General features: G+C 63.7%; 19 protein-coding genes. 18 read left to right on the top strand and 1 reads right to left on the bottom strand.

Going from position 1 to position 21,674, the window contains the following annotated elements:
* The first annotated feature begins 246 nt into the window (after window positions 1–246).
* The gene (locus AB0J47_RS00220) at window positions 247–660 is read left to right on the top strand and encodes a nuclear transport factor 2 family protein (protein WP_364338749.1); all 414 of its coding nucleotides are present in this window, start codon (window positions 247–249) and stop codon (window positions 658–660) included.
* A complete protein-coding gene (locus AB0J47_RS00225) occupies window positions 657–1,205 on the top strand; it encodes a nuclear transport factor 2 family protein (protein WP_364338751.1) in 549 nt (182 codons plus the stop codon). Before AB0J47_RS00220 ends, AB0J47_RS00225 begins: the two co-directional genes overlap by 4 nt.
* Window positions 1,206–1,221: 16 nt before the next feature.
* On the opposite strand, the gene AB0J47_RS00230 is transcribed toward AB0J47_RS00225, so the two are convergent.
* Complete coding sequence (locus tag AB0J47_RS00230) at window positions 1,222–2,088, bottom strand: helix-turn-helix domain-containing protein (protein ID WP_364338753.1); 867 nt, start codon at window positions 2,086–2,088, stop codon at window positions 1,222–1,224.
* A 120-nt stretch (window positions 2,089–2,208) separates the two neighbouring features.
* Here AB0J47_RS00230 and AB0J47_RS00235 point away from each other — a divergent pair, with 120 nt between their 5' ends.
* From AB0J47_RS00235 to AB0J47_RS00310, 16 genes are all read left to right on the top strand, one after another.
* Entirely contained in the window at window positions 2,209–2,643 is a 435-nt protein-coding gene (locus AB0J47_RS00235; protein WP_364338755.1) for a nuclear transport factor 2 family protein, read from the top strand.
* A gap of 11 nt (window positions 2,644–2,654) precedes the next feature.
* Window positions 2,655–3,527: an ABC transporter permease gene (locus AB0J47_RS00240; protein ID WP_364339745.1), complete on the top strand. Its 873-nt coding sequence runs from the start codon at window positions 2,655–2,657 to the stop codon at window positions 3,525–3,527.
* On the top strand, window positions 3,527–4,381 hold the full coding sequence (locus AB0J47_RS00245) for an ABC transporter permease (protein ID WP_364338757.1): 855 nt from the start codon (window positions 3,527–3,529) through the stop codon (window positions 4,379–4,381). Before AB0J47_RS00240 ends, AB0J47_RS00245 begins: the two co-directional genes overlap by 1 nt.
* 3 nt (window positions 4,382–4,384) lie before the next feature.
* Window positions 4,385–5,695, top strand: coding sequence for an MCE family protein (locus AB0J47_RS00250; RefSeq protein WP_364338759.1), 1,311 nt, complete (start codon window positions 4,385–4,387; stop codon window positions 5,693–5,695).
* Entirely contained in the window at window positions 5,692–6,729 is a 1,038-nt protein-coding gene (locus AB0J47_RS00255) for an MCE family protein (RefSeq protein WP_364338762.1), read from the top strand. Before AB0J47_RS00250 ends, AB0J47_RS00255 begins: the two co-directional genes overlap by 4 nt.
* Window positions 6,730–6,736: 7 nt before the next feature.
* Complete coding sequence (locus tag AB0J47_RS00260; RefSeq protein WP_364338764.1) at window positions 6,737–7,789, top strand: MCE family protein; 1,053 nt, start codon at window positions 6,737–6,739, stop codon at window positions 7,787–7,789.
* Window positions 7,786–8,901, top strand: coding sequence for an MCE family protein (locus tag AB0J47_RS00265; protein ID WP_364338766.1), 1,116 nt, complete (start codon window positions 7,786–7,788; stop codon window positions 8,899–8,901). Before AB0J47_RS00260 ends, AB0J47_RS00265 begins: the two co-directional genes overlap by 4 nt.
* 52 nt (window positions 8,902–8,953) lie before the next feature.
* On the top strand, window positions 8,954–10,039 hold the full coding sequence (locus tag AB0J47_RS00270; RefSeq protein ID WP_364338768.1) for an MlaD family protein: 1,086 nt from the start codon (window positions 8,954–8,956) through the stop codon (window positions 10,037–10,039).
* Window positions 10,040–10,095: 56 nt separating this feature from the next.
* Complete coding sequence (locus AB0J47_RS00275; protein ID WP_364338770.1) at window positions 10,096–11,298, top strand: MlaD family protein; 1,203 nt, start codon at window positions 10,096–10,098, stop codon at window positions 11,296–11,298.
* A gap of 38 nt (window positions 11,299–11,336) precedes the next feature.
* The gene (locus AB0J47_RS00280; RefSeq protein ID WP_364338772.1) at window positions 11,337–12,077 is read left to right on the top strand and encodes a hypothetical protein; all 741 of its coding nucleotides are present in this window, start codon (window positions 11,337–11,339) and stop codon (window positions 12,075–12,077) included.
* A 67-nt stretch (window positions 12,078–12,144) separates the two neighbouring features.
* Window positions 12,145–13,347 carry a cytochrome P450 gene (locus AB0J47_RS00285; RefSeq protein WP_327099473.1) on the top strand — a complete coding sequence of 401 codons (1,203 nt, stop codon included), beginning with the start codon at window positions 12,145–12,147 and terminating at the stop codon, window positions 13,345–13,347.
* A 32-nt stretch (window positions 13,348–13,379) separates the two neighbouring features.
* Complete coding sequence (locus AB0J47_RS00290) at window positions 13,380–14,216, top strand: mycofactocin-coupled SDR family oxidoreductase (protein WP_327099472.1); 837 nt, start codon at window positions 13,380–13,382, stop codon at window positions 14,214–14,216.
* A gap of 14 nt (window positions 14,217–14,230) precedes the next feature.
* A complete protein-coding gene (locus tag AB0J47_RS00295; RefSeq protein WP_364338775.1) occupies window positions 14,231–15,232 on the top strand; it encodes an NAD-dependent epimerase/dehydratase family protein in 1,002 nt (333 codons plus the stop codon).
* A gap of 28 nt (window positions 15,233–15,260) precedes the next feature.
* Window positions 15,261–16,265, top strand: a complete 1,005-nt coding sequence (locus AB0J47_RS00300) for a LacI family DNA-binding transcriptional regulator (protein ID WP_364338777.1) — start codon at window positions 15,261–15,263, stop codon at window positions 16,263–16,265.
* 428 nt (window positions 16,266–16,693) lie between these two features.
* On the top strand, window positions 16,694–17,710 hold the full coding sequence (locus tag AB0J47_RS00305; protein ID WP_364338779.1) for a dihydrodipicolinate reductase: 1,017 nt from the start codon (window positions 16,694–16,696) through the stop codon (window positions 17,708–17,710).
* A 134-nt stretch (window positions 17,711–17,844) separates the two neighbouring features.
* The gene (locus AB0J47_RS00310; RefSeq protein ID WP_364338781.1) at window positions 17,845–21,153 is read left to right on the top strand and encodes a protein kinase; all 3,309 of its coding nucleotides are present in this window, start codon (window positions 17,845–17,847) and stop codon (window positions 21,151–21,153) included.
* Window positions 21,154–21,674: the final 521 nt, after the last annotated feature.

Here is a 21,674-nt window from a genome sequence, read left to right on the forward strand (position 1 = left end):
GTCGAGCACGAGCCGTCGGCAGGGGAGTCGTGGCGTGGGCTTCCGTGACTTATCGGCGCCCTGTTTCAGGATCGGGCGAGCATGCAGTTCGGCTTGACGCGTTTTCGCCGCGAGCATATGGTTCTGCCAACTATTCGATGAATATTATCGAGTATTAGATAAAATTGCCGCATGCTCTGCCGCTGGAATTCTTCACGACGGTGCTGCGGTCGCGATCGTCGACAACGAGGAAGATGTGGGGCAGCGGTGGATCCGGATACATTGCAGGCGATCAATACGATCGAGTCGCTCAAGGCGCGCTATTTCCGCGGTTTCGACACCAAGGATTGGTCGACACTCGGGTCCGTCCTCGCCAATGACATCGACGTGGACACCACGGCGCTCGGCGGTACCAGTGTCACGGGTGCGTCGAATTATGTGGCTGCGCTGCAACGTGATTACGGCACAACGGTGACCGTTCATCACGGACACATGCCCGAAATCACGATCACCGCCGCAGGTGCGGCGACCGGAACATGGGCGGTGCAGGTACTGCTGGTCCGCCCGGACGGCAAACGCCTGCTGGCATTCGGCCACGATCACGATACCTACGGCATTCGTGACGGCCGATGGGTGATCACGAGCATCAAATCGACTGGCCTGCAAGAAGATCAGTCATGACGTACACGCGGCGAGCTTTCCTCATCGGAACCGGGGCCGCCGCCCTCGGTCTCGCGGGAGCGAGGGCGACACGTGTGTCCGCGGACCCGGTTGCCGCGGCGGCACCGGACGTCGCGACCGTGGTAGCGGCTGTCTCCGCGATCAAACAGGTCAAGGCGCGCTATTTCCGGGCCGTGGATACCAAGGACTGGGAGTTGCTCAAACAGCAGGTAACCCCCGATGTCGTGATCGACACGACTGGCTCGGCTGGCATCATCACCACCGGCGCGGACGCCTTCATCGCTTATCTCCAGGCCACCATCGGTCCCGCCCGGACCGTCCATCACGGGCACATGCCCGAAATCGAGGTGCAGTCACCGACCACCGCGACCGGGGTGTGGGCGCTGCAGGATCTACTGATCTTTCCCGGCAATATCCGAGTCGTCGGATTCGGGCACTACCACGAAACCTACGCATTCGACGGTGAGCGCTGGCGCATCAAAAGCTCCAAACTCACCCGCCTCTACCTCGACCCACTCACCGAGGGGAAACTGTTCGGCATGTGAGGACACCGCCACCCGGTCAAGCGTGCGACCGGGCGCCGTCGGTGATCGCGGTCGTCACCCGGATCAGGTGTTGGCCGATGGTTTCGGTCTGCTCCGGCGGGAGTTCGCCGAGGGGGTGGACCGAGAGCAGCAGCGCCGCGTGTCCTTGCGAGTCGAGGACCGGCGCGGTGATGGCGGAAACCGGGTGGGGCCGACCGGAGTTGACGTCCGGAAATCCGAGCGTGGTGAATTCCACGCGCAGTTGATCGAGAGTCCCTTGGATATTCGATGGGAGCGCGATCGTGCCGGTGTCGAGCGTGCCGATGAGGCTCGCGGCTCGCCCGATGGCGGGCGAGGTGTAGTCCACATCGAATCCGCGGTCGCGGATCCGGACCAGCGTCTCGTTCAGCCGTTCGGCGATCGCCGTATTCGTGGATGCGGCCCGCTGGATCCAGGCGCGGCGCTCCTCGGCGGTGTCCCAAGCGGCGAACACGGCGCCGAACGGTGGCGCGTAGGGAATGCGATCACCTGGCCACGCTCGCTCACCGCCTTCGAACGCGGTGATCACCAACGAGTCGACGATCTTCTCGGTGACCGATGCGGCATAACCGAATTCGGCCGTAAGCGCGACCGCGGCGGCTCGCGCGGCCTCGACGAACGGGCGCGTATTCACTGCCGCCGCGACGACGGCGAGCCCGGGACCGAGTGCGTAGGCCTTCCCCGCCGGGTCGCGGGTAACCCATCCGCGATCGCACAGGGTCTTCAAGATCGCATGCGTGGTGGCCAGTGTCAGGTCCAATTCGCGTGCGATGTCGCTGTAGCGGAGCCGCTCATTGCCGCGACGTGCCAGCAACTCCACAACGTCGATGACACGCGCGGTCGGTGCCGATATCGCACCACGCATCTTGACTCCCTTCCCGCTCTGCCTTACGGTCGAACCCATCGAGAATTTGATAGAAGTTATCGAATATTCGATAACAGTACCTGAGGGTGACTCGCGACGCAAACCGAGAGAAAAGCATCAATGCCCACACCGGACATTCTCATCACCGTCCACCAACTGACGCAGGCAAAAGCGCATTATTGCCTGGCTGTCGACACCCAGGACTGGGCGGCTCTCACCGACCTGATGACCCCGGACATCGAACTGGACGTCAGCCACAGCAAGACCGGCGTCCCCGTCATCACCGGGCGCGACAACGCTGTCGCGATGATTCGCACCGCGCTGACCGGCGCTCGCACTGCCCACCAGGTGCACACGCCGCTGATCGATGCGGACGGCGACGAGGCCCGCGTCATCTGGGCCATGCAGGACCGCATCGTATGGAACAACGGGACGGCACTGACCGGATACGGGCACTACCACGAACGCTGGGTACGACGCCACGATGACTGGAAACTCGCCTCGCTCACCTTGACCCGGCTGATCACCGAAGAGTCCGGCACCACAGAGAGATAGAGGCATTCATGATGGCACGGGCAAAGACGCCGGTGACTTCGGGCGAGATCGCCGAGCGGTCGGCGGTCCGTGAGATCGAGCTGTGGGCACGCGGATATCTGCGCCGTCATCCCGGTGCGTCCCTGGAGACCGTCGGTGGGCAGGTTGTCCTGGCCGTGCGGGCGATCCAGTACCTGTTCGTCGACATCGTCACGGGCAAATTCCCGTTCCGTGAATTCGTGCTCCAGGCGGTGTTCATGGCCAAGACCTCCTACGTGCCGACCATCGCCGTCGCGATCCCGATCAGCGCGACGATGTCGATCCTGTTCGGGCTGTTGGCCGGTCAGGTCGGGGCGACCTCGCTGGCTGGTGCCGCGGGGGGCCTCGCGGTGATCCGGCAGGCGGCGCCCATGGTTACGGCCATTCTGTTGGCCTCGGCGGTCGGATCCGCCATCTGCGCGGACCTCGGAGCGCGAACTATCCGCGAAGAGATCGACGCGATGGAGGTCATGGGCGTCTCGCCACTGCGGATGCTGGTGGTGCCCCGCTTGGCCGCAGGCATCGTGGTTGCGCTCGGGTTGACGATTCTGAGCTCCTTCGTCGGATTTCTGGCCGGATACCTATTCAACGTGTATGTCCAGGGCGGCACCTCGGGAAGCTATCTGGCTACGTTCTCCTCTTTCGCCAGGATCGGCGACCTCTACCTGGCGATGGTGAAGGCCGTGGTGTTCGCCGTCATCGTCACCGTTGTCGCGTGTGAAAAAGGCCTGAGCACCAAGGGTGGTCCAGGAGGCGTCGCGAACTCCGTCAACGCCGCCGTCGTCGCCTCCATCATCATGCTCATGCTGGTGAATGCGGGATTCACCGAGTTGTACACCATCCTCTTTCCGAGGACGACGCTCTGATGGCGTCGCGCTACTATCCGCCAGGAATCCGGCCGCTCGTAGTAGCCGGGAACACGATGGCGGTTCCGGTCATGCGGCTGGGGTACATGGTCACCTTCTTCGGCCGTGTGCTGGGCGGTATTCCGGTGGTGCTGCGGCACTATCGCACGGAGTTCCTGCGCATTCTGTCGAATGTGACGTGGGGAAACGGCTCCATCGTCGTGGGCGGCGGAACCGGGCAGGTCGTTCTCGTGCTCGGTGCCGCGGCGGGGGCGATCGTCGCCATCGAGGGCTTCAGCGCACTGAAACTGCTCGGCATGGCACCGGCTACCGGGATGATCGCCTCGACGGCGGTGACCCGCGAACTGGCGCCGATCATGTCCTCGATCGCCTTCGCCGCGCAGGCGGGCTGCCGCTTCACCGCGCAGCTGGGATCCATGCGCATCGCCGAGGAGGTCGACGCTCTCGATTCGATAGCGATCCGCCCGATACCGTATCTGGTCACGACGAGAATGCTGGCCTCGATCGTGGCCATGATTCCGCTGTACCTGGCCTGCCTCGCGTCCAGCTACCTGGCCGTCGAAATCGTTGTCGGTCTGTCCGGCGGCCAGTCGCCGGGTACCTACGAACACTATTTCCGCCTGGTGCTCAGCGGCACCGACATTATCTATTCGCTGTCGAAGGCTGTCGTCTTCGTCATCATTACCACGACGATTCAGTGCTATTTCGGTTTCTACGCCTCGGGCGGCCCGCAAGGGGTCGGCGTGGCGGCCGGGCGAGCGATGCGCGCGAGCATCACCGCGATGATCTTCGTGAATCTGCTGATGACGATGACGCTGTGGGGCTTTGACGCCGGCGCGAGAATCAGTGGGTAACAGATGTCGATTGCGTTCGAATCCGATGGCAAGGTCCTGCCCGACTGGCAGCTGCTTCTGCGCGGGACTGCCTTTCTACTGGTCCTCGCGGCGGCCGCTGCCCTGATGGTCGCCAGATCGCAAGGCGCATTCCGGGAGACCGTGCTGGTTACGGCGGTTCTCGTTAATGTGGGTGACGGCCTGCCGCCGAAATCGGATGTGAAGTATCAGGGCGTTCTGGTCGGTCAGGTCGACAGTGTGACCCCGTCGAGCGGCGGCGGCCCGAATTACGTGCGGATCGATCTGAAACCCGAATATGTGCAGGGGATTCCGGCGACGGTGACCGCACGTGTGGTGCCGAGCAACGTGTTCGCGGTGCCGTCGGTCCAGCTGGTCTACCAGGGCGGCGGTGCACCGCTCGCCGCGGGCGCGCACATTCCCGAGGACCAGAGCCTGGATACGGTCCGGCTGCAGACATCCTTGACTGCGCTGAGCCGAATCGTCGCCGCCGCAGGGCGTTCGGAATCGGATCCGGCGCTCGGGGTCTTGGCCGTCGTCGAACGCGCCACCAGCGGTCGCGGCGCCGAGGCCATTCGGGCCGGTGCTGAACTGACCAGGATCTCGGAGGCGTTCAATGCGGCGATGGCTCCCGACGGGACCGCGTCGACACTCGGCGCGCTGTCGGATGCCCTTGCCGGACTTCGGAACTCGGCGCCCGACCTGATGAGCGCGGTGCACAACGCGGTGGGTCCGATGCGTGCGGTGGCAGAGCGCAAAGACCAGCTCGCGACCTTGCTGACGGGCGGCCTGAATACCTCCGCGACGATCGGCACGGCATTGGAGAACAACACGGGGACGATCACCGACATGACCGCGAAGCTGTCCCCGGTGGTCGGCACTATCGCGGTGGGGAGTCGCAATTTCGTCCAGATGACCACTTCGCAGACCCGGCTGGCCCGGACGTTCCTGGGGCTGTGGGACACCGCGGATCAGAACGTCACTGCCAAGGTCATCGTCGAGCTGACGCCGCATCGGCAGTACACACGCGCCGATTGCCCGCGCTACGGCGACCTCGAGGGGCCGAGTTGTCGCACGGCCCCGGTCGGCGGGCCCACCATCATCGGCCCGAATGCGGCTGCAGCACCGGCGAATTATTCGTCTCCTATCGGGGGAAATGTGGGTCCGATCGGTAGCAGTCAGGAGCAGCAGCAGATCGCATCGATTCTCGGCGGCGGGCCCAATACTGCGGCCGACATCCTGTTCGGCCCCTTACTAAGGGGCAATGACGTGAAGCTCACCCCGGCACCGGATGCCCCGACAGGAGAGCCGCGATGAGCTACCGCAAACCGTTGCTCGGCCTGATCTTGTTCCTGGTGGTCTCGGTCGGGCTGACCTGGATGATGTACGTGACGCTGTCACGTGACGTCAGCGGGCAGACCGAAACGTACTCCGCGATCTTCACCGACGTATCGGGACTGCATGCGCGCGACGACGTGCGCATGGCCGGGGTACGGGTCGGCCGAGTAAAAGCCGTCGAACTCGAGGGCACCCGTGCGAAGGTGACCTTCGAGGTCCAGCGCGGCCAGGTGTTGTACGGCAACACGGCAGCGTCGGTCACCTATCAGAATCTCATCGGGCAGCGCTATATCGGACTGTCGCTGCGGGAATTCGGTGATCCGAAGGTGTTACCGCCAGGTGGGCAGATCCCGGTCGAGCACACCGAGCCGTCGTTCGATATTTCGAAGCTGCTCAACGGATTCGAGCCACTGTTCAGCGTGCTCGATCCGCAACAGGTCGACAACATCAGTGCGGCGGTGGTGCGGGCACTGCAAGGTGACGATGGTGCGATCACCACCTTGATCGCCGAAACCGCCTCGCTCGCACAAGCATTCGCGGGGCCGGACCAGGTGCTGGGGCAGGTGATCGACAATCTTGGTGCGGTACTGGGTGATATGTCCAAGCAGAGCGGCAACCTGAAGACGGTGCTACAGCAGACGCGCAGGATCTTCGATGCGCTGGACCAGCAGCGTGATGTGCTGTTCGAGCAGGTCGATTCGATCTCCGGTGTGCTGAGCCGCGCCGCGGAAGTAGTGCGCGGTGCCAGTCCCTCGATCAATGCGTTCGTCGATCGGCAACCGGGATTCGCCCAGCACTTCATGGACAACAAGCAGAAGTTCGCCGAGCTGGGTTTCAATTTGCCGTTCCTGCTGAAGGGAATGGCCCGCGTTACCGACAACGGCGCCTATGTGGACGCCTACCCCTGCGATGTGCAGGTGAGCATGCTGCCCGGATTCGATCCGCTGCTCGGGGCGATTCTCGGGGCGAGCAACCCCGGCGGCAAAGTCGAGAACTCGGCGATCTGCAGGTGAGGCAGCGATGATACGACGACTGAAAACTGTGTGGCAGCGGATGCGCGGCTGCCCGCTCGAGGACCGCAGCAAACTGGGAATCGGCTTGGTCGCGGTCACCGTGGTCGCGGTGGTGGTCGGGGTGACGGTATTCGTGAATTCACTGCACCTCGGTGAGCAGACCTACCGGGCCGACTTCGCGCAGGCCGCAGGTGTCGGCTCCGGCGATGCGGTGACCCTCGCCGGTATCCAGGTCGGCACCGTGACCGGGACACGGCTGGCCGGGGACCACGTGGTGGTGACCATGAAGCTGCGCCGCGGCCTACCACTGGGATCCGATACCGGGGCCGCCATCAAACTGACGACGCTGCTCGGGTCGCGCTATGTAGAACTCCGCCCCGCCGGGTCGGGGCATCTGCGCGGCAATTCGATCGCACTGTCTCGCACCGAGGTGCCCTACGACCTGCAAACCGCGCTGCAGAATGCCACCACGACCTTTAGCAGCATCGATGCCGATCGGGTCGCGCAGACGATGAATACCTTGTCCGAGCAACTGCGCGGTACACCTGCGTTGATGCCCGAAATCCTCGGCAACATCAGGTCGCTGTCCTCGGTGATCGCCGATCGCCGCACCCAGATCGGTTCGCTGCTCAACGGCACCGCTCAGGTGCTCGACGTGCTGCACGAGCAGCAGGCGGACCTGGCGGCCATGGTCGGTCAGGGCCGAAATGTATTGGAGCAGATTATTTCTCGGCGGCAGGCCATCGAAGCACTGCTGAACGCCGCTACCACTCTGGTCCAACAGCTGAAGCCCATCGCGGTGGACGACGGGCCGGAAATCCAGCAACTGATCACCGATCTGACGCAGATGACGGCAATGATCGCCGGGCACGACGACCTGTTGCGCAACATCCTGCAGATCCTGCCGGTGCCGTGGCGGTTGTTCGCGAACGCATCGGGGTCCGGCCAGGAACTGGCGGCCAATGCGCCCGACGGCGCCTTCATCGATTCCTTCATGTGCGCACTGAGCGGATACGCGAAACAAGTGAACCAGCAACCGTACTTCCAGGACTGCAAATGAATAGCGTGATCCGAGGAGTGAAGCTGGCGACCGTCGCCCTCATCGGCGCCGTGGTCGCGGGATGTTCCAGCGGCCCGCTCGGCGGGCTGACCGATACCTCCATGACGATTACCGCGCAGTTCGCGAATGCGAATGGCTTGTACACCGGCAACGCCGTCTCAGTACTCGGTATGCGGGTCGGCAAAGTCGTCGACATCCAGGCGCGGGCGACGCGCGTCGACGTCACCATGGATATCGACAAATGGGTCAAGATTCCGGCCGATGCCCAGGCGGTTGTCGTGTCGGACTCCGTGCTGACCGACCGGCACATAGAACTCACTCCGGTATATCGCGACGGTCCGACGCTGGCCGACCACACTGTCCTGACCACCGATCGAACCAGGACCCCGGTGGAATTCGACAGCCTGCTCGCGATGGCCGACAAACTGTCCACCTCGCTGGGTGGGGACGGCAAAGGCCAGGGACCGGTCGGTGGTCTGCTCGACGTCGGCTCGCAGATCGTGGCCGACAACGGGAACAATCTGCGTGATGCGATGAGCGAACTGTCGCGCGCAATGCAGCTCGGACCGGACAACGGGGCCGCGACCCGTGCCGCGGTTACCTCGGTCGTGCAGAATCTCGATGCCTTGACCGCGGCCGCGGCCCGCAATGATCAGGCATTGCGCGAATTCGGTTCCGGTGTGCGGACGCTCAGCGATATTCTCGCCGACCAGCACCTGGGAACCGGGGACACCGGGGCGAAACTGAATCAGATCATCATCGCGATGACCGATCTGCTGCAGCGTAATCAAGGCAATCTGCGGGCGCTGGCTTCGAATTCGAACACGATCACCAAATCCATGGCCGACTACAACGACAATCTCGCGGAATTTCTCGACGTCTTTCCGCTGGTGACCGACAACGCATACAACGCTATCGACCAGAATATCGGCGCACTGCGCGCCACGGTCGATTTGAACAGGTTCTTCCTCGACGGCCAGATGCTGAAGACGGTTTGCAACCTGTTGGGGCTGAAGGAGCTCGGCTGTGCGACCGGAACCGCGCGCGATATGGGTCCCGACTTCGGTATCGGCCAGATGCTCGCGGTCATGGCCGGCGCACCGCCGAAATAGCAGGGATGACTCGATTATGACGAAATTCGGTTCGCGACAACGCCTTCTCCGCATGACCGCGGTGGTGGCGGTGTCGGCCGCTGCCTGCTCGGCCACTGCGTGTTCGGTGACCCTGGACAAGCTCCCATTACCGGCGCCGGGCGTCGGCGGCGACAGCTACTCCTTGACGGCTACCTTCGCCAACGCGCTCAACCTGCCGGCCAAAGCGAAGGTCCGGCTCAACGGCGCCGATATCGGTGAGGTCCAGTCGATGCAGGCCGAAAACTACACGGCCGTGGTCGTGATGCGGATCAAATCCGGTGTGCGGTTGCCCGCGGAGACCACCGCCGAATTGCGTTCGGCCACACCGATGGGTGACGTGTTCGTCGCACTTACCCCGCCCGCCGAGCCGGATCCTGCGGCTCCCGATCTGGGCGACGGCGCGCGAATTCCGCTGAAGTCGACGTCGGCTGCGGCGACCATCGAGGAAGTGCTCACCAGAGCGGCCTTGTTCGTCAACGGTGGTGCCATCGAGAACTTCACCAGCCTGGCCAACAGCCTCGGCGCAGCCGTCGGCGGTCGTGGTGACCGCCTGGCCGAGATGATCGAGCAGACCAGGGAATTGGTGAAGAACCTCTCGGCCCGGTCCGACCGGATCCGCGAAATCCTGGCGGCGACCGGTGATCTGAGCGCGACGATCGCGACGCAGCGCGCCGACGTCAGCGACGTTCTCGCCGCGGCCGGACCGGCTCTGCAGGTCATCGGCGATAACACCCGCGGCATCATCGATCTGGTCGGGCAGGTGAACCGGATCACCCAGCAGATTGCCCGGTACCCCTCGGTGAACGGCACGAACGACCGCAGCTTGATGGAATCGGTCAATCTGCTGGCCGACGGCATGAACACCGCAGCAAACAATCCCGACGCAAACCTCGACGCACTCATCGGGCTTATCCCGCTGATCATGAAAGTGACGAGTGCGTCGTCGGCGCACGTGAATGTCGATGTCGCCCGGCTCGCGATCGGCGCGTTGCCGGATCCGAATACTCCGGCCGATTCCGGCGCCAGAATGCCGGACGCGTCCGATTGGGTGAACTTCATCGGGTCGCTGGAATACACCCTCAACCGCTTGCGAGAAAAAGTCGAGCCAGGCCGATGAAAACAGCCGTAATTTTGGAACCACCCGCGCGGGCGCTGGTGTACACGGTGCGGCAAATGTCGCGCCACCGTCTGCTGACCTCGTGCATCGGCCTACTGCTCGTTCTGGTCCTCGGGCTCGGGTACCTGCTTTTGGGCTCCCTGCAACTCGATCCGTTCCGGTCGCAATACCAGGTGCGGGTCGAACTGGCCCAATCCGGCGGCCTGCTGTCCGGGCAGGACGTCACGCTGCGCGGCGTCCGGGTTGGCCGCGTGCGGTCGGTCGGCGTTGACGGCGAGAAGGTCGTCGCCGTTGCCGACATCCGCTCCGGTGTGCGGATCCCGCGTACCGGCGAGGTTCGGGTTGCCTCGTTGTCGGCGGCTGGCGAACAATATCTGGACTTCCTGCCCGCATCCGAGAGCGGGCCGTATCTAGCCGACGGCGACGTCGTCGCCAAAGAGCGGACGTCCACACCGGTCACGTTGGCCACCATGCTCGCCAGTATGAGCGGCACGCTGGCGCAGCTGGATCCGGCCCGGATCGAGGCGATAGTGCGCGAACTCGGTGCGAGTTCGGCAGCACCCGAGAAACTGGCTGCCATCGTCGACGGCGGCATGTTCCTGCTTTCGACCCTGGATTCGGTTCTGCCGCAGACAGTTTCGCTACTGCACAACAGCAAGGCAGTGCTCGTCACGCTGGGTGATGTCGCTCCGGGGCTGCAGGCGACCGCCGCCAACCTGTCACAGACGATGGCCGGCGTCGGATCGATGACCGGCGGTTATCAGACCCTGGTCGACAACACACCGGGTGCGCTTACCGCGGTGGACAAGATCATCGCCGACAACTCGCCGACCATGGTGCAGCTGCTCGGCAACCTGGCCACCACGTCACAGATGGCCTACGTACATGTGCCGGCGCTGCAAGAATTCTTCTTCCCACAGCAGCGCACCGGCTCGACGCTCGATGCCATCATCTCGGCCCTGCACGACGGCGGGGTGTGGGCCATTGCGAGTGTCTACCCGAAGTATGCGTGCGACTACGACCTGCCGCGCCTCCCAGGCACCATTCCGGATTCCCCGGAACCCTATCTGCACGCCCGGTGTACGAATACCGACCCGTCGCTGATGCCACGTGGCGCGGCGAACGCGCCCCGGCCGCCCGGCGACAACACGGCGACCATCCCACCCGGCGTGGATCCACAGCAGCGCGCGGACCCGACACCGACCGGGCCGTACACCGTGCCACAGACCTACGGCGGTCCATTCGTGCAAGGGGGATAGCGCATCGGGGGAACGACGATTGTGAACAGGAGACAAGGATGAACAAGAGCTCAGTGATGGCATTGGACAAGGTCGACGACTCGGTCTCGTCCGACGGCGCGAGTGCGGTGTCCGACCAGGTGTCAGCCACGAAACCCGATGAGAGTCACGATGATTCGGCACCATCGACTGTCGGCGCGGAAGCGTCCGACGCCGGTGCGGACGCAACTGAAAACGCCGACGCCGTCGCCGCTGAGGACGGCGTGGTCGCGGTCGCGGACGCCGCCGAGGGCACCGGGAAATCCGGCCGCTCGTGGCGCCGATTGCAGCCACGCCCGCTGACCGGGATCCTGATGCTGCTGGTCGTGGTATCGGTCATACTCGCAGCGGTGTTCGGCTGGAAACTCGAGACCCGCAACGATCGCCAAGCCGCGGGCACGGCGGCTTTGGCGGCCGCTCAGGACTATGCGGTAGCCCTGACCAGCATCGACTCCTCGCATATCGACAGCGATTTCGCGACCGTCCTGAACGGGGCGACCGGGGAATTCAAGAGCATGTACAGCAAGTCGGCCGATCAGCTCAAACCGATGCTGTTGCAGGCCAAGTCGGTCAGCAAGGGACACGTCGTCGCCGCGAGCGTGCAGTCCGCTGCCGAGGACCACGCCGTGATCATGCTGTTCGTCGACGCCGAAATCACCAACATGACCAACCCGACGCCACGCATCGATCGCAACCGCATCTTGATGACCATGGACCGCGTCGACGGTCGCTGGCTGACGAGCAAGGTCGAACTGCCGTAAAGCGGTCCGCCCCGCCATCCAACTAAAAAGTGCCATATCGAAATTCGAGCAGGAGGGGTGAATCTCCGTGACCACCAGTGCAATCAACGACATCTACTACGACCCTTACGATATCCAACTCAATGCCGATCCCTACCCGATGTTCAAGCGGCTCCGCGAAGAGCTGCCTGTCTATTACAACGAGCAGCACGACTTCTACGCGATCAGCCGGTGGGCCGATGTGAATGCGGCACTGCTCGATACGGGTACCTATAGTTCCGCCCGCGGAGCCATCCTCGAACTGATCAAGGCCGGAATCGAGATGCCGCCGGGAATTCTGATCTTCGAGGATCCGCCGGTCCACGACATTCACCGAAAGCTCTTGTCGCGCATGTTCACTCCGCGCAAGATCCGGGAACTCGAGGACAAGATTCGCCAGTTCTGCGTCCGCAGCCTCGATCCATTGGTCGGCACCGGTCGGCTGGATTTCATCGCCGATATCGGCGCGCAGATGCCGATGCGCACGATCGGCATGCTGCTCGGCATTCCCGAGGAGGATCAGGAAGCGATCCGAGACTTCGCGAACGATCAGATGCGGACCGAGGAAGGCCAGCCGATGAAGGCTGCCTCGGAGGGGCTTGCCACCGGCGAAATCTTCTCCGCGTATATCGATTGGCGTGCCGAGCACCCGTCCGACGACATCATGACCGAGCTGCTCAACGTGGAGTTCGAGGACGAGAACGGAGTCGTGCGGCGACTGACCCGCGATGAATTGCTGATCTACGTGAACGTGGTTGCCGGTGCCGGTAATGAGACCACGACGAGGCTGATCGGTTGGGCGGGCAAGGTTCTCGCCGAACATCCTGACCAACGGCGTGAACTGGTCGAGAACCCGCGGCTCATTCCGAACGCGGTCGAGGAACTGCTCCGGTTCGAGCCCCCCGCGCCACACGTCGCGCGTTATGTGACTCGGGATGTCGAACTGCACGGCCGGACGGTTCCGGAGGGCAGCGTCATGATGATGCTCATCGGGGCGGCGAACCGCGACCACCGGCAATTCCCAGCGGACGGCGATGTTTTCGACATCCATCGGGACACCCGCCAACACCTGACCTTCAGCGTGGGCACGCACTACTGCATGGGGTCGGCGCTGGCTCGGTTGGAGGGGCGGATCGCGCTGGAGGAGATCTTGGCGCGGTTCCCCGAGTGGGAGGTCGACATGGCCAGCGCCAAGTTGTCGCCCACCTCGACCGTCCGCGGTTGGGAAACGTTGCCCGCCTTCACATCTTGACCGCCGAATCAACACAACGAATAGAGGTAATCATGACCGGACGGGTCGAAGGAAAGGTCGCATTCATCACCGGCGCGGCGCGCGGCCAGGGTCGCAGCCACGCCGTGCGGCTGGCGCAGGAGGGCGCCGACATCATTGCCATCGACGTCTGCAAACAGCTGGATAGGGTGCCCTTTCCGATGCCGACGCCGGAAGACTTGGCGACCACGGCCGATCTCGTCAAGGCCGAAGGCCGGCGCGTCGTCACCGCCGAGGTCGACGTGCGTGACTACGCGGCGCTGAAGGCGGCGGTGGATAGTGGCGTCGAGCAGCTGGGCCGACTCGACATCATCATCGCGAACGCGGGCCTCGCCAACCAAGGTGGTCAGCTGGTCGATCTCGAGGAAGACCTCTGGGAGGACATGATCGGAGTGAACCTCGGTGGGGTATGGAAGAGCGTGAAAGCTGCTGTGCCGCATATGATCGCGGCTGGCCGTGGCGGCTCGATCATCCTCACCAGCTCGGTCGGCGGTCTCAAGGCGTACCCGCAGGTCGGGCACTACGTCGCGGCCAAGCACGGTGTGGTCGGCCTCATGCGAACCTTCGCCGTCGAATTGGGCCAGCATATGATCCGCGTCAATTCGGTGCATCCCACGCACGTCAACACAGACATGCTCTTGAACGAGGGAACTTTCAAGCTGTTCCGCCCCGACCTGGAGAATCCGGGCCCGAAGGATCTCGAGCCGATCTGCCAGATGTTCCACACCCTGCCGGTGCCGTGGGTGGAGCCGAGCGACATCAGCAATGCGGTGCTCTACCTGGCCTCCGATGAATCCCGCTACGTGACCGGCGTACCTTTGCCGATCGACGCGGGCAGCATGCTGAAGTAGGCATGTCGGCGGCTATGACACAGTCGAAGAAGCTGGTCATCGGGGCCAGTGGTTTCCTGGGCAGCCACGTCACCCGTCGGTTGGCGGCAGATGGCGCGGACGTACGGGTGATGCTGCGCCCCTCCAGTTCGACGTTGGGGATCGATGACCTCGATGTCGAACGCGTTTACGGTGACGTCTTCGACGACGTCGCACTGCGCTCGGCGATGAAGGGGTGTGACGTCGTCTACTACTGTGTCGTGGACGCGCGGATGTGGTTACGCGATCCGGCGCCCCTGTTCCGCACCAATGTCGAAGGTTTACGGCATGTGCTGGACGCCGCGGTCGCGGCCGGTCCGGACAAATTCGTCTTCACAAGTACCGCCGGAACGCTGGCCATCAGCAACCAGCGCCCGGTCACCGAGGACGACCCGCACAATTGGAACGATGGCGGTCCGTACATCGCGGCCAGAGTCGCGGCTGAGGATCTCGTGATGCGCTACGTCGGGGAGAAGTCCCTTCCGGCAGTGGCCATGTGCATCTCCACGACCTATGGCCCCGGCGACTGGGGGCCGACACCGCACGGTTCGGTGATCGCCCGGGTCGCCGCCGGGCGGTTCCCGTTCTATCTCGACTTCTCCTCGGAGGTGGTCGGCATCGAGGACGCTGCGCGTGCGATGGTCCTCGCGGGCTCCCATGGCCGTCCCGGTGAGCGGTACATCATTTCCGACCGCTACATGAGCAGCCGCGAGGTCCACGAGATCGCCGCTGCTGCTGTGGGAGCCCGCGCACCGCGCATCGGCTTGCCGCTGGGTCTGCTCTACTTCGCTGCCCGCGGCAACGACCTCGCCGCCCGAGTGTTGAACCGCGATCTCCCATTCGCCACAGTCGGTTTGCGCATGGCCGAGTTGATGTCGCCGCTCGACCACGGCAAGGCCGAGCGCGAACTCGGCTGGAAGCCGGAGCCGGTGGAGAATTCGATCCGCCGCGCCGCGGAGTTCTTCGAGCACCGCCGACGGGGATGGCGAACGGGATGAGCGGTGCACGGCGTGCCATCATGAGGCCATGGCCGCTCGTGAGGATGACGCGTCGAGCGTCGAGGACAGGATTGTGCGGCCTACGAATGCCGATGTGGCGCGGCTGGCGAAGGTATCGACCGCGACGGTCAGCTATGTCCTGAACAATGCCGAGGGCAAGCGGATTTCGGCGCGAACTCGGGAGGCGGTCTACGCAGCCGCCGAGGAGTTGGGGTATCGGCCGAATGTCACTGCGCGGAATCTGGCGCGTGGTAAGGGTGGCGTGGTGCTGTACGTGGTGCCGCGCGTGGCAGTCGGTGACATGCCGATCGAGGCCGGTAACCGGATGACCACCGAACTCGCCCGCCACGGGCTGCTGCAGGTGCAGATCTTCCAGACCGAGGACGATCAGCAGGTCGTCGATGCCATAGGCAATCTCGATCCGATCGCGGTCGTCAGCATGTTTCCGCTGAGCAGCCGCGTACGGACCGCGGTGCGAGCGGCGAAGGTGCCGCATATCGAGATCGGGCTGCTGCCCGCGCTCGGGGATCCGCTGCTGTCGGTCGGCACGTTGCGGGTCGGGCATCTGGTCTCGCGTGGGCACCACAAGATCGGATTCGCCTATACCGGAATCGCGAAATGGCGTGCCCTGGGCGACTATTGGTTCGAGGGCGTCGCCCGGGCGGCACGCCTGCGCGATCTGCCGTCCATCAGCGTCGGTGAGGTCACTCCAAACAATGTCTCGGATGTAGTGGCCGGGTGGGTGCGCGACGGTGTGACCGCCGTGTGCGCGCAGAGCGACGAGATCGCGGGCCTGGTGCTGTTCGGCATCCGCGAAGCCGGACTCCGCTGCCCCGACGACCTCGCCGTGATCGGTGTGGACGCCAATCCCATGGGAGCGTTCAGTTCGCCGCCCTTGACCACGGTGGAGTTCGATCCTGCCGCGGTCGCCACTGCGGCAATCGCGGCAGTTCTCACCGAACTGGGGTATCCGGTGCCGTCGGCTCCCGAGCCGACCGATATCGCCCGGCTCGTCGTGCGCGCCTCGACCTAGACCGCGCGCGGCGCATCGAGAACTACTGCACCACAACGAAATTCGCCTACCTGCGGCACGCTCTTACGGTCTGTGCGGCGAAACCGGTGGCGGCGGCGCGGAGTTCACGTCGATAGCAGACGCAAGCCAGCTTGACGCCTTTTCGCCGCCAGAGCTAAGATTCTATCAATTATTAGATAAAATTTATCGCATACTAGATAATTAGAGCTGGCTCGCGGTTGCGATTCGGATTTCCCTTCATGCCGGTGCCGCAGGTCGCGATAGCCCGACAACCAGGAAGACGATGATGGCCGCGAAATCGACTCGCTTGCAATCGGATCGGGTCGGTATGTGAAGGCCGGGTCGATCACGCCCCTTATCCAGCCCACCGAGACGGGACGAATCCCTTGCCGCACAACATAATCGAGCCAACGGCGCGACAATATCGGGTGGTTCAGTGGGCCACCGGGAATGTCGGCCGACCCGCTCTACGCGCCCTCATAGAACACCCGAACCTCACACTTGTCGGGGTCCATACCCACAGCCGGGAAAAGGTCGGCACCGATGCCAGCCGCCTGTGTCAACTGCCGACAGACACCGGGATCAACGCCACCGGTAATATCGACGAAATCATCGAACTGGGTGCCGATTGCGTGGTCTATACACCGCGCGTCTTCGACATCGACACCGTCTGCCGACTACTGACCACCGGCACGAATATCGTGACCACCCACGGCATATTCCATCATCCGGCCAGCATGGATGAAGCTCTGTACGCACGCGTGGAGGCGGCATGCTGGTCCGGCGGAGCCTCGATCCACAGCACCGGCCACAGTCCCGGCTTCATCACCGAAACCATGTCCATCGCACTCGGCTCGATCCAACGACGCCTGGACCGCTTGATGATCGACGAATACACCGACCTCACCCACTCCGAAACCCCATGGACGCTGCTCGGCATGGGCTTCGGCATAAGCCAAGCGGCCTTCGAGCCCCACCGCCTGATCCAGGCCCGCCGCGCGATCAGCCCGTCACTGTGCATGGCCGCCGACGCTTTCGGTCCGCCACTCGACGCGATCGATATCCGCGGCGAACTCGCCACCGCGAATCGGGACGTCCAGGTCGGCGGCGCCGTCTTCCGTAAGGGAACCGTTGTCGCGCAACGGATCACCGTCTCCGGCACACGCCGCGGCCAGCCGCTGCTGCAGTTCCGCTCGACCCGCTACTGCAGCACCGACATCGACTCCGACTGGGCACTGCGCCCTACCGGATGGCATATCTCGGTCGAGGGCGATACGCCCCTCGAGGTCGACCTTCGGCCGGGGGAAGCGTCTGATCAGGCGAATGCCGCCGCGCCAACCTACGCGGCCAACCGCGCCGTCAACACCATTCCCTACCTATGTGCCGCACCACCGGGGATCCGCACCGCCCAGGATCTGCCACCCATTGCCGCGGCACTGTGGTGAGCACGTCCCGAGGAACGTAAATACTCGCGGACGTCCGGACCGTTTACCTTTGCTGGCGATACGCTGGCATTGTCGAAAGGTGAGCGCATGGCGCCCGGTATTCGCGTACCTGCCGAGTGGATTACACGCCGCTGATGACAGACGGTGATCCGCTTCGGACCCGCCGCGACGCGGTCACACCCGTCACGGCCGATTTGAGCGCGTCCGGGTTCGAAGACGCCGAAGAGGTCGGGCGTGGCGGTTTCGGTGAGGTCTATCGCTGCAAGCAAGTGGCGCTGGACCGCACGGTGGCGGTGAAGGTACTGACAGCTGAACTCGACGAGGACAATCAGGCGCGGTTCTTTCGCGAGCAGAAGGCAATGGGTCGGCTGACCGGACATCCGAATATCGTCACTGTGCTGCAGGTAGGTGTCACCGCAGGCGGGCGCCCCTATCTGGTGATGCCGTATCACCCTTTGGATTCGCTGGATGCGTGGATTCGCCGGCAGGGTCCGTTGCCGGTGCAGACCGCGTTGTGGATCGGGGTGAAGATCGCCGGTGCGCTCGAGAGCGCGCATCGGCTCGGCATCGTGCATCGCGATGTGAAGCCGGGAAACATTCTGCTCACCGATTACGGCGAGCCGGCGTTGACCGATTTCGGTATCGCGCACTTCGCGGGCGGGTTCGAGACGGCGACGGGGATCTTGACCGCATCCCCGGCGTTCACCGCGCCCGAGGTGCTCGGTGGCGACGACCCGACGTCGGCTGCGGATATCTACGGTCTCGGTGCGACCCTGTTCTGCGCGCTCACCGGGCACGCCGCCTTCGAACGACGCAGCGGTGAGCAAGTGGTGGCCCAGTTCGTCAGGATCACCAGTCAACCGGTGCCGAACCTGCGGGAAAGCGGCATTCCCGACGACTTGTCGGCCGTGGTGGAATCGGCGATGAGCCGGGACCCGAGGCAGCGGATGTCGGCGGGTGAGATGGGTAAGGCCATCCGGCAGGTACAGCGCCACCACGGATACCCGGTCGGTGAGATGGCGCTGCACGCGAACCCAGCCCCCGAGCCGCTGGACTACACGTCCGCGATGCAGGAATGGGGCCCGCCAGTGACGGCTGCGGGTCGCGGCAGCGTCGGCCAGCTGCCGCTGGAGCTGACCAGTTTCGTCGACCGCCGCTCCGAGGCGGCCGAGGTGAAGAATCTGTTGTCCACCTACCGACTGGTGACGTTGGCCGGGATCGGTGGCGTCGGCAAGACCCGGCTGGCGCTGCGCGCGGCGGCGAACGCTCGACGCGATTTCACCGATGGCGTCCGGATTGTCGAACTGGCCGATGTGGGCGACCCGTCGCTGCTGATCGACGTCGTGGCGGCGTCGCTCGGCCTGCGCGACGATTCGGCCCGATCGACGCAGGAAGTGCTGGTCCAGTTCCTGCAGTCCCAGGAAACCCTGCTCGTTCTGGACAACTGCGAGCAAGTGTTGGCGGCTGCGGCGCAGCTGGTCGAGACGTTGTTGATGGCTTGTCCGAATCAGCGGATTCTCGTCACCAGCCGCGAGCCGCTCGACATCGCCGGCGAAGCGGTACTGCGGGTGTTGCCGCTGACCGTTCCGGACCCCGACGATGAACCGGCGCTGCGCGGACTGTCCAAATACGACGCCGTGACATTGTTCGCCGACCGCGCCGCTGCGGTAGTTCCCGGATTCGAACTCTCCGACGACAATAAGGCGGCTGTAGCGGGTATCTGTTCCTGGCTGGACGGATTGCCGCTGGCGATCGAACTCGCCGCGGCACGGATGCGCGCAATGTCGCCGCATCAGATCCTGCAGCGGCTCACCGATCGATACGCGCTGCTCACCCGCAGTAGCCGCACAGCGCCCACCCGGCAACAGACGCTACGAGAGTGCATCGACTGGAGCTACCAGCTGTGCACCCCGGTCGAGCAGCGGCTGTGGGCTCGGCTGACGATATTCGCCGGGGGTTTCGAACTCGACGCCGCCGAATACGTATGTGGTGCCGAGTTGGCACCGGAAAGTCTGCTCGACGCATTGTCGTCCCTGGTGGACAAGTCGATCGTGAACCGGGAGGAACCCGAAGGCGTTGTGCGCTTCCGAATGCTCGAGACGATGCGCGACTACGGTCGGGAGAAGTTGCAGGAGGCCTGCGAAAGCCAGGATCTGCGCCGACGACACCGCGACTGGTACCAGCGGTTGGCGTTGGACGCTGAGGCCGGGTGGATCAGCGATCAGCAACTCGACTGGCTCGCTCGCCTCGACCGCGAACAATCGAATCTGCGAGAAGCGCTCGAGTTCTGTGTGTCCGACGCTACCGCGGAGTCAGCGGAGGCCGGGTTGCGCACCGCCGCAGCGTTATTCGTGTTCTGGAGCTTCCGAGGGCGGTTCGGTGAAGGCCGACGGTGGCTCGACCGCCTCTTGGCCCACCCGGCCGCGCACTCGATACCCGATCGCGTCAAAGCGCTGCATACGAGCACGCACATGGCTGCGGTACAGGGAAACTTGGAATACGCGGCCACTCTCGTCGAGCAGGCACGCACACTCGCCGAACAAGATCCCGCGCCCACCACCAAAGCGCTGGCCGCATCCGCCGAGGGAGTTCTGGCACTGTTTCGGGGTGAGCTCGATCGGGCGGTATCCGTACTCGAACCCGCCCTCGCGGTATTCGAATCCAATATTCGAGGACATCTCTATATCTCCACATTGTCCGACCTCGGTTGGGCACACGCACTCCAGGGAGATACCGGACGGGCGATGCAGTATCACGAGCAGATACTGTCCATCACCCAAGCGTGCGGCGAATCGCTGTTCCGATCGACCACACTGTGGGGCATCGCCATCGCCGTATGGCAGCAAAACGACCGTTCCCATGCGCAAGAGTTACTGCTGGAATCGTTACGGGCCAACCGGCGCGTGCGCAGCCCCGTCGTCGCGGCTATGGCCATCGAGGGACTGGCCTGGACCGACGCCGACGACCATGGTGAACGCGCGGCCATCCTGATGGGTGCCGCCCAAAACCTGCTGCGACCCGCCCCTGGTGTCACCACATTTTTCACGGAGCTAGCCCGCTATCACGACGAATGCGAGCGCACGGTGCGTCGCGCACTCGGCGACCGAGGATTCGACGTCGCCTTCCGGCGCGGACAAGCCATGGTGATGAACGCCGCAGTGGCGTACGCCCTGGGAGAACCACTCACCACCACTCCACCCGACTCCGGACTCACACTGACCAAGCGTGAACGTGAGGTCGCCAACCTTGTCGCCCAGGGGCTCACCAACAAACAGATCGCCGCGAAACTCGTACTCTCCCAACGCACCGCACAGCACCACGTCGAACACATCCTGAGCAAACTCGGCTTCACCTCCCGCGCACAGATCGTGGCCTGGGTAGTCGACGATGCCCAGCAAGAGCGGGACCGTGGATCCATCGGCGGTTTCGGCTCGGTGCGCTGAACGAGGTTCCGATACTTCGTATCTCGGTAAACGGAAATTTCCGGTTACCGCACGGCTTAAACCGGACTAGTATGCTATATATTTATTGACCGGCCCATTGATAGCCTTTCGATCATCCGATCAACATAGGGCCAATTCAACGGCATTGCTGGTTTACGGTTGCGACCCCGTACTTGCCCTGTCGAACCCCGCTCCCGGTGAGTGGGATGAAAGCGCGCTGAACCGCTCTCGCGGATGGGATCGAGATTGACAAATTCCGCACAACTTTTATTTCTTCCCGTTTTCAGTGCTCGGTGCTAAAAATATCACCAACGTACGGCACCAGTTATGCACACCTCCTATTGTTCGAGGTAAATCGATTCGAGCTCCTTCGGCTCAGAAACACCGCAATGCACGAAATGAACCACCGGGTGCCGCACGCCGAGTGGAGGAAATGCTTCCGTATTCAGAAAAGACATCGCCTTTTAGGTTCTGCATGGACCAAAGCACTCGAGCTGCTCGGTCCTGTCGAGCATCCGCAA

Origin of the sequence: Nocardia sp. NPDC049737 (assembly GCF_040674755.1) — a bacterium.
Lineage (GTDB): Bacteria > Actinomycetota > Actinomycetes > Mycobacteriales > Mycobacteriaceae > Nocardia.

Bases quoted from the DNA above. Each gene is read 5' to 3' on its own strand.
- AB0J47_RS00265 (WP_364338766.1), top strand. From the start codon at position 7,786: ATGAATAGCGTGATCCGAGGAGTGAAGCTGGCGACCGTCGCCCTCATC.
- AB0J47_RS00295 (WP_364338775.1), top strand. From the start codon at position 14,231: ATGACACAGTCGAAGAAGCTGGTCATCGGGGCCAGTGGTTTCCTGGGC.
- AB0J47_RS00310 (WP_364338781.1), top strand. From the start codon at position 17,845: ATGACAGACGGTGATCCGCTTCGGACCCGCCGCGACGCGGTCACACCC.
- AB0J47_RS00245 (WP_364338757.1), top strand. From the start codon at position 3,527: ATGGCGTCGCGCTACTATCCGCCAGGAATCCGGCCGCTCGTAGTAGCC.
- AB0J47_RS00240 (WP_364339745.1), top strand. From the start codon at position 2,655: ATGGCACGGGCAAAGACGCCGGTGACTTCGGGCGAGATCGCCGAGCGG.
- AB0J47_RS00275 (WP_364338770.1), top strand. From the start codon at position 10,096: ATGTCGCGCCACCGTCTGCTGACCTCGTGCATCGGCCTACTGCTCGTT.
- AB0J47_RS00290 (WP_327099472.1), top strand. From the start codon at position 13,380: ATGACCGGACGGGTCGAAGGAAAGGTCGCATTCATCACCGGCGCGGCG.
- AB0J47_RS00225 (WP_364338751.1), top strand. From the start codon at position 657: ATGACGTACACGCGGCGAGCTTTCCTCATCGGAACCGGGGCCGCCGCC.
- AB0J47_RS00255 (WP_364338762.1), top strand. From the start codon at position 5,692: ATGAGCTACCGCAAACCGTTGCTCGGCCTGATCTTGTTCCTGGTGGTC.
- AB0J47_RS00280 (WP_364338772.1), top strand. From the start codon at position 11,337: ATGAACAAGAGCTCAGTGATGGCATTGGACAAGGTCGACGACTCGGTC.
- AB0J47_RS00300 (WP_364338777.1), top strand. From the start codon at position 15,261: ATGGCCGCTCGTGAGGATGACGCGTCGAGCGTCGAGGACAGGATTGTG.
- AB0J47_RS00230 (WP_364338753.1), bottom strand. From the start codon at position 2,088: ATGCGTGGTGCGATATCGGCACCGACCGCGCGTGTCATCGACGTTGTG.
- AB0J47_RS00260 (WP_364338764.1), top strand. From the start codon at position 6,737: ATGATACGACGACTGAAAACTGTGTGGCAGCGGATGCGCGGCTGCCCG.
- AB0J47_RS00270 (WP_364338768.1), top strand. From the start codon at position 8,954: ATGACCGCGGTGGTGGCGGTGTCGGCCGCTGCCTGCTCGGCCACTGCG.
- AB0J47_RS00250 (WP_364338759.1), top strand. From the start codon at position 4,385: ATGTCGATTGCGTTCGAATCCGATGGCAAGGTCCTGCCCGACTGGCAG.
- AB0J47_RS00235 (WP_364338755.1), top strand. From the start codon at position 2,209: ATGCCCACACCGGACATTCTCATCACCGTCCACCAACTGACGCAGGCA.